This window comes from Streptomyces sp. WM4235 (genome assembly GCF_001279725.1).
Classification (GTDB): domain Bacteria; phylum Actinomycetota; class Actinomycetes; order Streptomycetales; family Streptomycetaceae; genus Streptomyces.
Genome location: NZ_LGDE01000349.1, coordinates 43,778 through 59,103, shown reverse-complemented (window position 1 = coordinate 59,103; position 15,326 = coordinate 43,778). Strand labels below are relative to the sequence as shown.

Here is a 15,326-nt window from a genome sequence, read left to right as displayed (position 1 = left end):
CGCCTCCACCGCCCCCGGCGTACCCGCCGCCGCCCGCGACGCGGGACCCGCGGACGGCCGGCGCCACCGGCTACGCCCTGGGCGACGTGGTCGTCCCGCCCGCCGAGCCCGAACCGGCGTGGGCCCCGGAACCGGGCCACCCGGTGCGGTCGCCGGAGCCGCCCGAGCCGCCCGTCCGCGGCCGGGGGGCGCCCCGCGAGGAGGCACTCCCCGCCGCGCCCACCTCGGTGCCCGCACCCTTCCGGGAGGCTTCGCCGCAGGCCGGGACCGCACCCGGGACCGCACCCGGGACCGCACCCGGGACCGCACCCGGGACCGCACCCGCGCCGGAGCCGCCCCGGGAGGCGCGGCCGCCCCGGGGCGCCCCCGCCGAACGGCCCGAGGTGCGCCACCTCGGGGACCGGGCCCCCACCTACAACGCCGAACCGGGAGCACTGCCCCCGGCCGATCCCGCCGCGCTCGACACGCTGACGCCCGACACCGTGCTGGAGGGCGCCCGCCACGGCACGTACACCCTGCGCGCCGCGTCCGTGCGCGGGGACTCCGCCCGGTTCCGGGGCGAGGCCCGACGGGACTCCCTGCTCACCGCCCGCTTCGGAGCCGGCGACGCCGGCCTGGTGCTGGTGGTGCTGGCCGGCGGCGACCGGGCCGCCCCCGGGGCCAAGGAGGCCGCCGCCGAACTGTGCCACGCGGTCGCGGCGGCCGTCGGGCGCAGCCACGAGCGGCTGTCCGACGACATCCGGGCCGGGCGCCGCGAAGCCCTGCGCTCCGGCCTCCAGAGGCTGACCGACCGGGGGTACGGGCGTCTGCGGGTCCGGGCCGCGGAACTGGGTCACGCCGAGGAGTCCTACACGGCGGGGCTGCGCGGGGTCCTGCTGCCGGTGGATCCGGAGTGCCGCAACCGGGTGTGCTTCGGCGCGGGCGCGGGCGGCGTCTTCCGGCTCCGGGACGGCCGGTGGCAGGACCTGGAGCCGGGCCGGGCCCCGGCCCCGGCCCCGGGACGGACCGCACCGTCCGAGGCGCACCCCGAAGGGGGCGTGGGCAACGGGTTCCTGTTCCGCGCGTCCGTGGCCCGGCCGGGGGACACCCTGCTGCTCTGCTCCGGCGGACTCGCGGACCCGATGCGGGAGGAGGGTCTCCTCTCGGCCGAACTCGCCGCCCGCTGGTCCGAGGGGGAGCCGCCCGGCCTGGCCGCCTTCCTCGCGGACGCCCAGGTCCGCCTCAAGGGATACGCCGACGACCGGACGGCCGCCGCGGTCTGGGAGGCGTAACGGCGCGGAACGTGCGTGGATGGAAGGCGCACACGGCAGTGCCGATCCGGAAAGGGCACCCCTTCCATGGCCAAGCAGAACGTGGCGGAGCAGTTCGTCGACATCCTCGTGCGCGCGGGCGTGCAACGGATGTACGGAGTCGTCGGTGACAGTCTGAACCCGGTCGTCGACGCCATCCGCCGGACGGACGGCATCGAGTGGATCCAGGTACGACACGAGGAGACGGCCGCCTTCGCGGCCGGAGCCGAGGCCCAGATCACCGGCAGGCTGGCCGCCTGCGCCGGGTCCTGCGGCCCCGGCAACCTCCACCTGATCAACGGGCTCTACGACGCCCACCGTTCGATGGCCCCGGTGCTCGCCCTCGCCTCGCACATCCCCTCCGGCGAGATCGGCCTCGGCTTCTTCCAGGAGACCCACCCCGACCGGCTGTTCACCGAGTGCAGCCACTACAGCGAACTGATCTCCAACCCGCAGCAGATGCCCCGGGTGCTCCAGACCGCCATCCAGCACGCCATCGGCCGCAGCGGCGTCGGGGTGATCGCGCTCCCCGGGGACATCGCCTCCCTCCCCGCCCCGGAGAAGAGCGTCGAGCACGCCCTGATGACCGCGCGGCCGACCGTGCGGCCCGGCGACGGGGAGATCGAGAAGCTGGTCCGGCTGATCGACGAGGCCGACAAGGTGGCGCTCTTCTGCGGCAGCGGCACGGCCGGCGCGCACGCCGAGGTCATGGAGTTCGCCGGCCGGGTCAAGGCCCCCGTCGGCCACGCGCTGCGCGGCAAGGAATGGATCCAGTACGACAGCCCGTACGACGTCGGTATGAGCGGGCTGCTCGGATACGGAGCGGCCTACGAGGCCACCCACGAGTGCGACCTGCTGATCCTGCTCGGCACGGACTTCCCCTACAACGCCTTTCTCCCCGACGACGTGAAGATCGTCCAGGTGGACATCCGCCCCGAACACCTCGGGCAGCGCTCCAAGTTGGACCTCGCCGTCTGGGGGGACGCGCGCGAGACCCTGCGGGCCCTGAACAGCCGGGTGAAGGTCAAGACCGACCGCCGTTTCCTCGACCGGATGCTCAAGAAGCACGCGGACGCGCTGGAGGGCGTCGTCAAGGCGTACACCCGGAAGGTGGAGAAGCACACCCCCATCCACCCCGAGTACGTCGCCGCGGTCCTCGACGAACTCGCCGACGAGGATGCGGTGTTCACCGTGGATACGGGCATGTGCAATGTGTGGGCCGCGCGCTATCTTTCCCCGAACGGCAAGCGGCGCATCATCGGCTCCTTCAGCCACGGCTCCATGGCCAACGCACTGCCCCAGGCCATCGGCGCACAGTTCACCGATCGCAACCGTCAAGTGGTCTCCATGTCGGGTGATGGCGGTTTCTCGATGCTGATGGGAGATTTCCTCACCCTCGTGCAGTACGACCTACCCGTCAAAGTGGTCCTCTTCAACAACTCCGCCCTCGGAATGGTGGAGTTGGAGATGTTGGTTTCCGGCCTGCCCTCGTACGGAACCACGAACCGCAATCCCGACTTCGCGGCCATCGCCCGCGCGGCCGGCGCCTTCGGGGTGCGGGTGGAGAAGCCCAAGCAGCTCACGAGTGCTTTGAAGGACGCGTTCCGGCACAAGGGACCCGCTTTGGTGGACGTGGTGACCGACCCCAACGCCCTGTCGATTCCGCCGAAGATCAGCGCCGACATGGTGACCGGTTTCGCGCTTTCCGCCGGCAAGATCGTGCTGGACGGCGGAGTGGGCCGCATGATCCAGATGGCTCGATCCAATCTCCGCAACGTACCGCGCCCGTAAGCCCGAAGGAGTGCGGATTCCCCTGAGGGGCATGCATCCCGTAGGCCTGTTCGAGAGACATGGACACGGGGGAGGTACATCGCCGTGCGGGTGGGGGCGAAGATCGGAAAGCCGTGGAAGAGAGGGCGGCCGGAGCCGCGTGAACCGTCCGCCGAGGACGGGGGCGCGGCGGACACGTCGGGGATCACCCGCAGCGTGCGCCGGGCCGACCTCAAGGCAGTGGGCGAAATACGCCGTTCGTTACGGGAGTTGATGCGCCACCGGTGCCGATCCGACGCCGCCGACGTGGCGGAGCTGCTCATCACCGAACTGGTGACCAATGCCCTGGTCCACACCGAACAGGGCGCGGAGGTGTCCGCGAGCCTGGCCGCCACCCGCTTGCGGGTCGAGGTCCGCGACTACGCCTCCCGCCGGCCCCGACCGCACGTACCGACCGCCGACGACGGTACGCACGGCAGAGGGCTGGTGCTGGTGCAGGAACTGGCCGACGAATGGGGCGTGGACACCCTGGCGCGCGGCGCCGGCAAGGTCGTCTGGTTCGAGCTGGAAGCGTGAGAGCCGCTCCGGGTGCGCGGCGCTCGGAACGGCCCTCGGGGGTGCGGTGGATCAGCCGAACTGCTGCTCCAGGTCCTTGAGTTTGCGCTCCAGGGAGTCGAGTCGTGGAATGGTCTGGGTGTCGTCCTCGGCGGTCAGGTCCACCGTCCGGGGGCCGGTCACCTCAAGGGAGTCCGTTCCGTTCACGGCCTGCAGGGAGGGCCGGCGGCGCAGGGGAAGCTGTCCCGCTTCCGGTATGGCCGGCTCCGCGCCGACCGGCGCGGAGCCCGTTCCGGGAGCCAGCCCCGGAACGTCCACCTGACGGGCGCGGGCCCGTCCGAACGCCCGGTTCTGCCGGCCCAACGCCTTGATGTGGGCGCGGTCCAGGCGGTGTTGCTCCCGCCTGCGGTGCCGGTCCTGCTCCTTCTCCTTCTTGTCCTCGCGCACCTCGTCCACCGCCTCGTCGAGGGTGCGTACGCCCTCCAGCAGCATCAGCGACCAGGCACCGAACGTCTCGCGGGGGGCCCGCAGCCAGCGGACCATCCGGATCTGCGGCAACGGCCGCGGGATCAGGCCCTGTTCGCGCAGCGCCGCCCGGCGGGTCTGCTTCAGGGCCCGGTCGAAGAGCACCGCCGCGGAGAGAGACATCCCGGAGAAGAACTGCGGGGCGCCGTCGTGACCCATGCCGCGCGGGGCGTGCACCCAGTTGAACCAGGCGGCCGCGCCCGCGAACAGCCAGACCAGCATGCGGGAGCCCAGGGCGGCGTCGCCGTGGCTGGCCTCGCGGACGGCGAGCACCGAACAGAACATCGCGGCGCCGTCGAGACCGAACGGGACCAGGTACTCCCAGCCGCCGGAGAGGTTCAGGTTCTGTCGGCCGAAGCCGACCAGGCCGTGGAAGGAGAGGGCGGCGGCCACCGCCGCGCAGCAGAAGAGCAGGACGTACGAGGCGGTTCCGTACACGGCTTCCTTGCGCCGGCGCCGCTCCTCGCTGCGTTCCCAACTGTCGTCGGCCGCTGCCTTCTCGCTCTCCCGCTTGCCCCGGGCCAGTACCGCCACTGCCGCAAGTACGCCCAGGATCAGGAGGCTGCCGGGCAGCAGCCAGTCCAGCGATATGTCGGTCAGTCTCATGCGGATGTCCCTTGCCTCGCGTATGCGGCTTTCCGGGCGCCATAGTGGCGCAGTCGGTCCGCCGCACACGCGGGTTTCGGGGCAAGTGGACGCCAACGGGGGGCCGGGCCCGTCGGATAGGGTGTTGTGGTTCGAACGCCCGCGCGTGCGGGTGGGGTTGGGTTCGAATCGTGTTCACCCACGCGGGTGGGTTCAGTCGGCCGGGGGTGCCTCGACCGTCGCCGTCATCCTGGCCACGCGCTCGCTGTCGCAGGTGCGGGGGCAGGTCACGCAGGTGTCCTCCGGGCGGATCGTGTAGAAGAAGCAGCAGCCGGCCCGGTCCCGGGTGGTGAGCTCCTCGCCGTCGGGGCCCGCCAGGGTGCGGAAGCCCGCGCCGCCCGTGTACGGGGCCGTGGAACCGGGCAGCAGCGCCTCCAGCTCCGCCATGACCCGCGACTCCTCGCCGAGCAGCCCCCCGATGTACCAGAGGCTCTCGACCACGTCGTCCGTCACCATGCCCCACAGGGCGCGCCGACCGCGCCGCATGCGCGGGCCGAAACCTTCCAGCACCGGTTCGAGGTGTCGGGCCACCGCGGCCCGGACCTCCCCGCGCAGCGCCTCCTCGTCGGGCACGACCCGGGCCCCGGGGAGAGCGGCCGCCGGATCGTCCGGCAGGCAGGCGAAACCGTCGACGCGCACCGCCATCCGGCCCGTGGCCCGGTGGAAGGCCACCTGTTCGGGGGACGGCCGGGGGACCCGCCGGTGCAGCAGCCACGGAACGGTGATCAGCAGACAGGCCGGCCAGGCGTACCGGTGCAGGCCGAAGCCCGCGACGACGTCGGGCCGGCCCTGGTGGCCGTAGTCCCGGAGCACCTGGGCGTTGTCCCAGGCGAGGAAGGCGTCGAGAGGCGCCCCGCCCGCCGCGAGCTCGTCGGCGCCGACCCATCCCACACCGCGAGGTCCGGGTTCGTGCGCCGCGAGCTCAGTGATCCGCAGGCCGTCGTACACCTCGGCCAGGCGTTGGTAGGCGTCCGCCACCGGAGAGCCGGCCGGGGCGGGTGCCAAGGTCTGGACGGGCATCGCGGACCACCGAATCGAGCGATCGTCAGAAGGTTAGCCTTACCTTACCCGATCGGTCGGGATCCGTATCATCGGCGCCCCCGCCGTGTCGCCTATTCTCGAAGGCACGTCGACCGCCCGGGAGGGACCGAGTGCAGGAAGCGGCCCACACCGGGGTGTCGGAGAAGTCCACCATCGCGCCACGAAAGGTACTGCGCCATTCGGTGCGCGGTCAGATCCTGGACGCCCTGCGCGCGGCACTGGTCGACGGGGAACTGGCGCCGGGGGAGATCTACTCGGGCCCGGCACTCGGCGAGCGGTTCGGGGTCTCGGCGACCCCGGTACGCGAGGCGATGCAGCAGTTGGCGCTGGAGGGGGCGGTGGAATGCCTCCCGAACCGGGGCTTCCGTGTGCTCACCCGTACCCCGCGGGCGCTGGCGGAGCTGGCCGAGGTGCGCGCCCTGCTGGAGGTCCCGGTGATGTTGAGGTTGGCCAGGACCCTGCCGGCCTCGGTCTGGGACTCCCTGCGACCGGCCGCGGCGGCCACCGCGGACGCGGCGGTGGTCGGCGACCTGCCCGGCTACGCGGACGCGGACCGGGCCTTCCACCGGGCGGTGCTGTCCCTCGCCGGCAACGAGCAGTTGCTCCAGGTGGCGGAGGACCTCCACCGCCGGTCCCAGTGGCCCCTGCCCGGTGCCCCCCGGGTGCGCCGCGCGGACCTGGTCGCGGACGCGGCGGAGCACGTGGCGCTGCTGGAGGCCCTGATCGCGGGGGACCTGGCCGTGGTCGAGTCACTCGTACGGGAACACTTCGCGGGCGCCGCGGTCTGACGGCCGGGCCGCGCGCCGGACGGCGAGGCGGTACCGCGCGGCGTCCCGGTCCCCGCCGCCGGTCCGGGCGGACGGGGCCGGGCCGGGGTCAGGCGGCGGGACTCGGGTGGAGCTGGTCCGCCAACCAGGTGGGGATGCCGCCCAACAGGTGGAACAGGCGGCGGGCCTCCGCCCGCAGACGGGCCGCCTCCGGTTCGGGTTCCGCCTCCGCCAGCGCGGCCAGCGCGGGAGCGGTGCCGATCAGGAAGCCCAGGTCCTCCCGGATCCGCAGGGACTCCGCGAACCCCTTGCGCGCCTCGGCGACCTCGCCGTCGCGCAGGGCCAGCGCGGCCAGGTGGCGCCACGTGAACGACAGCAGCAGGGTGTCGTTGTGGGCCACGGCGCCCGCGTGCGCCCGCCGGTACGCCGGCAGGGCCGCCTGCGGGGCGTCCGCCAAGTGCTCCGCGACCAGCCCCCGGCGGAAGTCCAGGAGCGGCCGGGCCCGGGATCCCGGCGAGAGCAGGGCCGCCGCGCGACCCAGGGCGGAACGGGCCTCGTCGGCCCGGTCGCGCACCCCCAACACCGTCGCGGCGTAGGCCAGATGGCCCCGCTCGCAGGCGGCCGCGCCGCGTTCGCCGTCGTCGTGCGCCACGGCCTCCGCGACCCGCAGGGCGTCCTCGGCCTCCGCCCAGCCCTGGCCGGTGAACAGGCAGCGCTCGACGAGGAGCGCGGTGCGCTGAACGGCGGCGCCCGCGTCGTGTACGTGTGGTGTCAGCAGGGCCGCCGCGTCGGTCCAACAGCCGCGCGAGCGCAGCCGCCATATCGCCCGCTGGAGAGGGTCGTCCCCCCCTGTAGAACCGGCACCGGACATGGCGGTATCCGCCACATTGCCCTCCCCAAAGCAACCAAGCAGCACGTCTTTGAGCCCTGGGGCGAAATGAGAGCACGGATCGGCGGCTTCGGCCAAGGGGTCGGGTGAACTCTTTCACAAAGTCCGGACGGCTCGTCAGTGGCCCGCGACGACCCCTTGGCGTGATTCCTCAGCTCATGCGCAGTGCGAGGAAGAAATCGAGCTTGTCCTCCAGCCGCGACAGGTCCCGTCCCGTCAACTGCTCGATTCGCCCGACCCGGTACCGCAGCGTGTTGACGTGCAGGTGCAACCGCGTCGCGCAGCGCGTCCACGACCCGTCGCAGTCCAGGAACGCCTCCAGGGTCGGGATCAGCTCCGCCCGGTGGCGCCGGTCGTAGTCCCGCAGCGGGTCCAGCAGCCGGGCCGTGAAGGCGCGGCGCACGTCGTCCGGAACGAACGGCAGCAGCAGGACGTGCGAGGCCAGCTCGTGGTGCCCGGCGGCGCACACCCGGCCCGGGCGGGCGGCGGCGACCCGGCGGGCGTGCCGGGCCTCCTCCAACGCCCCGCGCAGGCCCTCGGCGGAGTGCACGGCGGCGCTGACGCCCAGGGTGACCCGGCCGTCGTCGGCGAGGCCGGCCGCCAGGGGCTCCCGTACGGTCGTCAGGAGCACGTCGGCGTGCAGGGCCGGGTCGGGGCCCTTGTCCTCGCCCGTGTCCCCGGAGAGCGCGGGCAGCGGCACGAGGGCGATGGCCTCGTCGCCCGCGTGGGCCACCGCGATCCGGTCGGAGGGCTCCGGCCCCGACAGGGACGGGTCGACCAGGATCTCCTCCAGCAGCGACTGGGCCACCGGCCCGCCGGCGATGTCGCCGCCCTCCCAGTCCACCCGGGCCACCACGACCTGCCAGTGCGGGGCCGCGCCCAGCCCGGGCAGCAGCACCGGGGCGGCCACCCGCAGGCGGGCGGCGATCTCCGCCGGCGGGGCGCCCGTCTGCACCAGCTCCAGCACCTCCTGGGCCAGCCGGCGGCGCACCGTGCGGGCCGCGTCCCGGCGGTCCCGCTCGACGGCGATGAGCTGGGTGACGCCCTGGAGCAGGTCCAGCCGCTCGGCCGGCCAGTCGCCCGCGTCGGCCTCGACGGCCAGCAGCCAGTCGGAGAGCACGCTCTCGCGCACGTCACGGGCCGCGGGTCCGGCGCCGCGGCCGTGTCCCCTGATCGGGAAGAGCGAGTACGTAATACCCTGAATCGAGATCCGGTGCGGTCCCCTGCGGCCCGTCCGGACCGCCGCGAGGTGCTCGCCCGCCAGTGCCGCGCAGACGCCCGGTGCCAGCGGTTCGCCCGCGCCGGCGATCTGCCGGCCCGTGGGCGAGAGCACCCAGGCCCGGAGATCGAGGTCGGTGGTGAGCAGATCCAGCACCACGTCGGGGCCACCACCGGCGGGCCCGGACGTCATGAGTCGACGGTGGCGGTCGACCACGGCCGCGAGGTCGCCCGCGCGCTCCCCGGAGACCTGCCGCACCACGTACTCCGTGATGGTGGCGAATGCAACGTCCTCGTTCACGGCGAAGAGGGGCAGCCGGTTGCGCAGACAGGCCGAGACCAGATCGTCGGGGATGTCGCCGAGCTCCGCCTCGCCCGCCGCCAGCCCGGCGACCCCCGCGCTCGCGAGGATTCGTACGAACGGCTCGGAGTCGGCCGAATTCCTTCGCCAGGCCAGGCCGGTGAGGACGAGTTCCCCTCCGGAGAGGTACCGGCTGGGATCGCGCAGGTCGGTCGTCATGACCCCGCGGACCGTCCGGTCCAGCTCCTCCTCGCCGCCCAGCAGCCGCAGCCCCAGCGCCTCGGTTTCCAGCAGTGCGCGCAGCCGCATGATGTCGCCGCCGATCTGTCTCGATGTTGCCGTTGGAAATCGGGCAGGTCGTCGCATCCTGCCTTTCATACGAATCTACAAGACGAGGGAGGTCCCCAGCCAACTCCTTCATGGTTTCGGTGACTGCACCCGGGGGACGCGCGGCTTGTGTACTGACTCCACACCGCGTTAACAGCACGTGAACGACCAGTCGAGGGCCATTGGGCCTCCTGGCTTGAAGTGAACGACACGATGAAGAAGAAGAGAGCCGCACATGGACTTCCTTCGCCCCGCCAGCTGGGAGGAGGCGCTCGCCGCTAAGGCCGAGTTCCCCACAGCTGTGCCGATTGCGGGTGGCACCGATGTGATGGTCGAGATCAACTTCGACCACCGTCGGCCGGAGTACCTCCTGGACCTGAACCGCATCGGTCTGCTGCGGGAGTGGGAGGTCGGCGAGGATGTGGTCCGGCTCGGCGCCTCCGTCCCGTACACGCAGATCATGGAGAACCTCCGCACGGAGCTGCCCGGTCTCGCGCTCGCCTCGCACACGGTCGCGTCCCCGCAGATCCGCAACCGCGGCGGCGTCGGCGGCAACCTCGGTTGCGCCTCGCCGGCCGGTGACTCCCACCCCGCGCTGCTCGCGGCGGGCGCCGAGGTCGAGGTGGAGTCCGTACGCGGCTCCCGCCTCATCCCGATCGACGAGTTCTACACGGGTGTGAAGCGCAACGCGCTGGCCGCCGACGAGCTCATCAAGACCGTCCACGTCAAGAAGGCGGACGGCCCCCAGCAGTACTCCAAGGTCGGCTCCCGCAACGCGATGGTCATCGCGGTCTGCGCGTTCGGCCTGGCGCTGCACCCCGAGACCCGCACGGTCCGCACCGGCATCGGGTCGGCCGCGCCGACCCCGATCCGCGCGAAGGCCGCCGAGGAGTTCCTGAACGCCGCGCTCGAAGAGGGCGGGTTCTGGGAGTCCGGCAAGGTCATCACCCCGTCGATCGCCAAGCAGTTCGGTGACCTCGCCTCCGGCGCGGCCAACCCGATCGACGACGTCCGCGGCACGGCGAAGTACCGCCGTCACGCGGTCGGCATCATGGCTCGCCGCCAGCTCGTCTGGACCTGGGAGCAGTACCGCGGCACCGAAAACGGCCGCTCGCTTGAAGGGGCTGCGTAATCATGCGCGTCAATTTCACTGTCAACGGCCGTCAGCAGGAAGCCGACGACGTCTGGGAGGGCGAGTCCCTCCTCTACGTCCTGCGCGAGCGCCTGGGCCTGCCCGGTTCGAAGAACGCCTGTGAGCAGGGCGAGTGCGGTTCCTGCACCGTCCGCCTCGACGGCGTGCCCGTGTGTTCCTGCCTCGTGGCCGCCGGCCAGGTCGAGGGTCGCGACGTCGTGACCGTCGAGGGCCTGGCGGAGTTCGCCAAGCAGCGCGAGGAGCACGGCCACGGCGGTGCCTGCGGCACCGGCGGCGGCTGCGGCGCCAAGGGCGGCGTCTCCCTGGACGCGGCCAGGCGGTGGCAGTCCAAGCCCGGCGACTCGCAGACCGGCGAGGGCGTCGAGCTCTCCAACATCCAGCAGGCGTTCATCGACGCCGGCGCCGTGCAGTGCGGTTTCTGCACCCCGGGTCTGCTGGTCCAGGCCGACGCGCTGCTGGAGGAGAACTCCTCCCCGTCCGACCAGGACATCCGTGAGGCCCTGTCCGGCAACCTCTGCCGCTGCACGGGCTACGAGAAGATCCTCGACGCGGTCCGCCTCGCGGCCGCCCGTCAGGGAGAGGCGGTCTGACCATGGCTCAGAACACGCGCACGGTTCCGGCGGGCACGCCGACCAACGTCACGCAGAAGCACGCCAAGGGCGGCATCGGCGAATCCACGCTGCGCCCCGACGGCACCCTCAAGGTGACCGGCGAGTTCGCGTACTCCTCCGACATGTGGCACGAGGACATGCTGTGGGGCCAGACGCTCCGCAGCACCGTGGCCCACGCCGAGATCGTCTCGATCGACATCTCCGAGGCCCTCGCGCTGCCCGGCGTGTACTCGGTGCTCACGTACGACGACCTGCCGGCCGAGATGAAGAACTACGGCCTGGAGATCCAGGACACCCCGGTGCTCGCCAACGGGCGGGTACGCCACCACGGTGAGCCGGTCGCCCTCGTGGCCGCCGACCACCCGGAGACCGCCCGCCGTGCGGCCGCCAAGATCAAGATCGACTACAAGGAGCTGCCGCTCGTCACGGACGAGGCCTCGGCCATCGCCCCCGACGCGCCGCTGATCCACCCGGGCCGCGACGACCACCACTCCGGTCATGTCCCGCACCCGAACATCGTGCACCGCCAGCCGATCATCCGCGGCAACGCGGACGAGGCGGCCAAGCGCGCCGACGTCATCGTCAAGGGCGAGTACACCTTCGGCATGCAGGACCAGGCCTTCCTCGGCCCGGAGTCCGGTCTGGCCGTGCCGTCCGAGGACGGCGGCGTCGACCTGTACGTCGCCACCCAGTGGCTGCACTCGGACCTCCAGCAGATCGCCCCGGTCCTGGGCCTCCCGCCGGAGAAGGTCCGCATGACGCTCTCGGGCGTCGGCGGTGCCTTCGGTGGCCGCGAGGACATCTCGATGCAGATCCACGCCTGCCTCCTGGCCCTGGCCACGAACAAGCCGGTCAAGATCGTCTACAACCGGTTCGAGTCCTTCTTCGGCCACGTGCACCGTCACCCGGCGAAGCTCTACTACGAGCACGGCGCCACCAAGGACGGCAAGCTCACGCACATGAAGTGCAAGATCGTCCTGGACGGCGGCGCGTACGCGTCGGCCTCGCCGGCGGTCGTGGGCAACGCCTCCTCGCTGTCCGTCGGCCCGTACGTGATCGACGACGTCGAGATCGAGGCCATCGCCCTCTACTCGAACAACCCGCCCTGTGGCGCGATGCGCGGCTTCGGCGCCGTCCAGGCCTGCTTCGCCTACGAGGCCCAGATGGACAAGCTCGCGGCGAAGCTGGGCATGGACCCGGTCGAGTTCCGCCAGCTGAACGCCATGGAGATGGGCACGATCATGCCCACCGGCCAGGTCGTGGACTCCCCGGCGCCCGTCGCCGAACTGCTGCGCCGGGTCAAGGCCCGCCCGCTCCCGCCGGAGCGCCAGTGGGAGACCGCCGGCGAGGGCGCGGACGTCCGCGCGCTGCCCGGCGGCCTGTCCAACACCACCCACGGCGAGGGCGTCGTCCGCGGTGTCGGCTACGCGGTCGGCATCAAGAACGTCGGCTTCTCCGAGGGCTTCGACGACTACTCCACCGCCCGCGTGCGCCTGGAGGTCATCAACGGCGAGCCCGTCGCGATGGTCCACACGGCCATGGCGGAGGTCGGCCAGGGCGGTGTCACCGTGCACGCCCAGATCGCCCGCACGGAGCTGGGTGTCACGCAGGTGACCATCCACCCGGCCGACACGCAGGTCGGCTCCGCCGGTTCCACGTCCGCCTCGCGGCAGACGTACATGACCGGTGGCGCCGTGAAGAACACCTGCGAGGCCGTCCGCGAGGCCGTCCTGGAGATCGGCCGCCGCAAGAACGGCTCGTACCACCCCGCGTGGGCGACCGCCGAACTGCTCCTGGAGGGCGGCAAGGTCGTCACCGACGGCGGGGAGGTGCTCGCCGAGCTGGCGGACATCCTGGAGGGCGAGGACGCGATCGACCTGGAGCTGGAGTTCCGGCACCGGCCGACCGTCGCGTTCGACCTGAAGACCGGCCAGGGCGACGGCCACGTCCAGTACACGTTCGCCGCGCACCGCGCGGTGGTCGAGGTGGACACCGAGCTCGGCCTCGTCAAGGTCGTCGAGCTCGCCACCGCCCAGGACGTCGGCAAGGCGCTGAACATGCTCTCCGTCGTCGGTCAGATCCAGGGTGGCACCACCCAGGGCCTCGGCGTGGCGATCATGGAAGAGATCATCGTCGACCCGAAGACCGCGAAGGTGCGCAACCCCTCCTTCACGGACTACCTGATCCCGACCATCCTCGACACCCCGACCATCCCGGTCGACGTCCTGGAACTCGCCGACCCGAACGCGCCCTACGGGCTGCGCGGCATGGGCGAGGCCCCCACCCTGTCGTCCACCCCGGCCGTCCTCGCGGCGATCCGGGCGGCGACCGGTCTGGAGCTCAACAAGACGCCGATCCGTCCGGAAGCCCTCACCGGCACCCTCTAGGACGGCGTGCTCCGGGGGCCGCGAGGCCCCCGGACCCCCAGCTCTCCGGGCGGTGTGACACGGGAACGTCACACTTGCCGACCGCACCGCCCGGAGCTCGAAGTCCGGAATACGAAAAGCCGCTCCGCTCGCGGTCCGTTCCACCGGCAGTACCCCCACGCACCACCCCCCGGAAGGCACCACCACCCCGGAGCCACCGGCAGTACCGCGAAACCCGCAGTACCCGCAGTTCACGCAGTGCACTTTTCGCGTCGCCTCGGGCCGTCACCCCGGGTCGTGCAGCCAAACGCACCATCCCAAATCCCGCATCTCCAATCTCCAAGCGGGTGCCCCTTTGAACCTTGGGAGTTAGGCACCATGACCCAATCGTCTGTGGAGCCCAAGACCACCGCGGAAGAGGCCGGCGACGGCTCTCGCACCCCCGCCGGGCGTTCTTGGCTCGATCGGTACTTCCACATAACGCACAGAGGATCCAACGTCGGCAACGAGGTCCGTGGCGGTATCACGACCTTCATGGCCATGGCGTACATCCTCCTGCTCAACCCCCTGATCCTCTCCGGCAAGGACGTCGCCGGAAACACCATGGCCCCCGCGGCCCTGATCACGGCCACCGCGTTCGCGGCGGCCCTGACCACGCTGCTCATGGGCTTCGTCGGCAAGGTGCCGCTCGCCCTCGCGGCGGGGCTCTCCGTTTCGGGTGTCCTCGCCTCGCAGGTGGCGCCGCAGATGACCTGGCCGCAGGCCATGGGCATGTGCGTCATGTACGGCGTGGTGATCTGTCTCCTGGTCGTCACCGGCCTCCGCGAGATGATCATGAACGCGATCCCCCTCGCGCTCAAGCACGCCATCACCATGGGCATCGGCCTCTTCGTCGCCCTGATCGGACTCGTGAAGGCCGGCTTCGTCGGCGCGGGCCCGCAGTTCGGCCCCCCGGTCCAGCTCGGCGCCGTCGGTGAGCTCGCCGGCTGGCCCGTCCTGCTCTTCTGCGTCACCCTGCTCGCCATCTTCATGCTGCAGGCCCGCAAGGTCCCCGGCGCCATCCTGATCGGCATCGTGGGCGGCACCGTCCTCGCCGCGATCCTGAACGCCATCGTGGACATCGACCCGAAGGCCTGGAAGAACGGTCCCCCGGAGCTCTCCGGCTCCGCGGTCTCGATGCCCGACTTCTCGCTGTTCGGCAAGGTCGAGTTCGGCGGCTGGGGCGACGTCGGCGTCATGACGATCGGCATGATCGTCTTCACCCTCGTGCTCGCCGGCTTCTTCGACGCGATGGCCACCATCATCGGCGTCGGCACCGAGGCCAAGCTCGCCGACGACCAGGGCCGCATGCCGGGTCTGTCGAAGGCGCTGTTCATCGACGGCGCCGGTGGCGCCATCGGTGGCATCGCGGGCGGCTCCGGTCAGACCGTCTTCGTCGAGTCCGCCACCGGCGTCGGCGAGGGCGCCCGTACGGGTCTCGCCTCCGTCGTCACCGGCCTCTTCTTCGCCGCCTGCCTCTTCTTCACCCCGATCACGCAGATCGTGCCCGGCGAGGTCGCCTCCGCGGCCCTGGTCGTCATCGGCGCGATGATGATGCAGAACGCCCGCCACGTGGACTGGGCCGACACGGCCACCGCGATCCCGGTCTTCCTGACCGTCGTGATCATGCCGTTCACCTACCAGATCACCGCCGGTGTCGCCGCGGGCGTCATCTCCTACGTGGCGATCAAGGTCGCCCAGGGCAAGGCCCGCGAGATCGGTGCCTTCATGTGGGCGCTGACCGGCATCTTCCTGGTCTACTTCGCGCTCCACCCGATCGAGGGCTGGCTCGGCGTCGGCTAGCCGACCCGGACGCCCGCGCACCGAGCC

General features: G+C 71.9%; 12 protein-coding genes. 8 read left to right on the top strand and 4 right to left on the bottom strand.

Features of this window, described 5'->3' with window-relative positions:
• From ADK55_RS22300 to ADK55_RS22290, 3 genes are all read left to right on the top strand, one after another.
• A partial coding sequence (locus ADK55_RS22300) for a protein phosphatase 2C domain-containing protein (RefSeq protein ID WP_234350198.1) occupies positions 1–1,271 on the top strand: 1,271 nt, incomplete at its 5' end.
• Between the two features lie 66 nt (positions 1,272–1,337).
• Positions 1,338–3,080, top strand: a complete 1,743-nt coding sequence (locus ADK55_RS22295) for a pyruvate dehydrogenase (protein ID WP_053681414.1) — start codon at positions 1,338–1,340, stop codon at positions 3,078–3,080.
• A 252-nt stretch (positions 3,081–3,332) separates the two neighbouring features.
• A complete protein-coding gene (locus ADK55_RS22290; protein WP_371591608.1) occupies positions 3,333–3,635 on the top strand; it encodes an ATP-binding protein in 303 nt (100 codons plus the stop codon).
• A gap of 51 nt (positions 3,636–3,686) precedes the next feature.
• Here ADK55_RS22290 and ADK55_RS22285 read toward each other — a convergent pair whose 3' ends face one another.
• Positions 3,687–4,745, bottom strand: coding sequence for a DUF2637 domain-containing protein (locus ADK55_RS22285; protein WP_053681412.1), 1,059 nt, complete (start codon positions 4,743–4,745; stop codon positions 3,687–3,689).
• Between the two features lie 192 nt (positions 4,746–4,937).
• The gene (locus ADK55_RS22280) at positions 4,938–5,804 is read right to left on the bottom strand and encodes a (2Fe-2S)-binding protein (protein WP_053681410.1); all 867 of its coding nucleotides are present in this window, start codon (positions 5,802–5,804) and stop codon (positions 4,938–4,940) included.
• 155 nt (positions 5,805–5,959) lie between these two features.
• On the opposite strand from ADK55_RS22280, the gene ADK55_RS22275 reads away from it, so the two are divergent.
• Positions 5,960–6,613: a GntR family transcriptional regulator gene (locus tag ADK55_RS22275; protein WP_234350201.1), complete on the top strand. Its 654-nt coding sequence runs from the start codon at positions 5,960–5,962 to the stop codon at positions 6,611–6,613.
• An 88-nt stretch (positions 6,614–6,701) separates the two neighbouring features.
• On the opposite strand, the gene ADK55_RS22270 is transcribed toward ADK55_RS22275, so the two are convergent.
• Both ADK55_RS22270 and ADK55_RS22265 read right to left on the bottom strand, forming a co-directional pair.
• A complete protein-coding gene (locus ADK55_RS22270; RefSeq protein ID WP_053681405.1) occupies positions 6,702–7,478 on the bottom strand; it encodes a hypothetical protein in 777 nt (258 codons plus the stop codon).
• 154 nt (positions 7,479–7,632) lie between these two features.
• The gene (locus ADK55_RS22265) at positions 7,633–9,309 is read right to left on the bottom strand and encodes a PucR family transcriptional regulator (RefSeq protein WP_053681403.1); all 1,677 of its coding nucleotides are present in this window, start codon (positions 9,307–9,309) and stop codon (positions 7,633–7,635) included.
• A 253-nt stretch (positions 9,310–9,562) separates the two neighbouring features.
• Here ADK55_RS22265 and ADK55_RS22260 point away from each other — a divergent pair, with 253 nt between their 5' ends.
• The 4 genes from ADK55_RS22260 (at position 9,563) to ADK55_RS22245 (ending at position 15,299) form a co-directional block, all read left to right on the top strand.
• The gene (locus tag ADK55_RS22260; protein ID WP_053681400.1) at positions 9,563–10,459 is read left to right on the top strand and encodes an FAD binding domain-containing protein; all 897 of its coding nucleotides are present in this window, start codon (positions 9,563–9,565) and stop codon (positions 10,457–10,459) included.
• Positions 10,460–10,461: 2 nt separating this feature from the next.
• Complete coding sequence (locus ADK55_RS22255) at positions 10,462–11,070, top strand: (2Fe-2S)-binding protein (protein WP_053681398.1); 609 nt, start codon at positions 10,462–10,464, stop codon at positions 11,068–11,070.
• A gap of 2 nt (positions 11,071–11,072) precedes the next feature.
• A complete protein-coding gene (locus ADK55_RS22250) occupies positions 11,073–13,478 on the top strand; it encodes a xanthine dehydrogenase family protein molybdopterin-binding subunit (RefSeq protein ID WP_053681396.1) in 2,406 nt (801 codons plus the stop codon).
• Between the two features lie 357 nt (positions 13,479–13,835).
• The gene (locus ADK55_RS22245) at positions 13,836–15,299 is read left to right on the top strand and encodes an NCS2 family permease (protein WP_053681393.1); all 1,464 of its coding nucleotides are present in this window, start codon (positions 13,836–13,838) and stop codon (positions 15,297–15,299) included.
• The last annotated feature ends 27 nt before the right edge of the window (positions 15,300–15,326 follow it).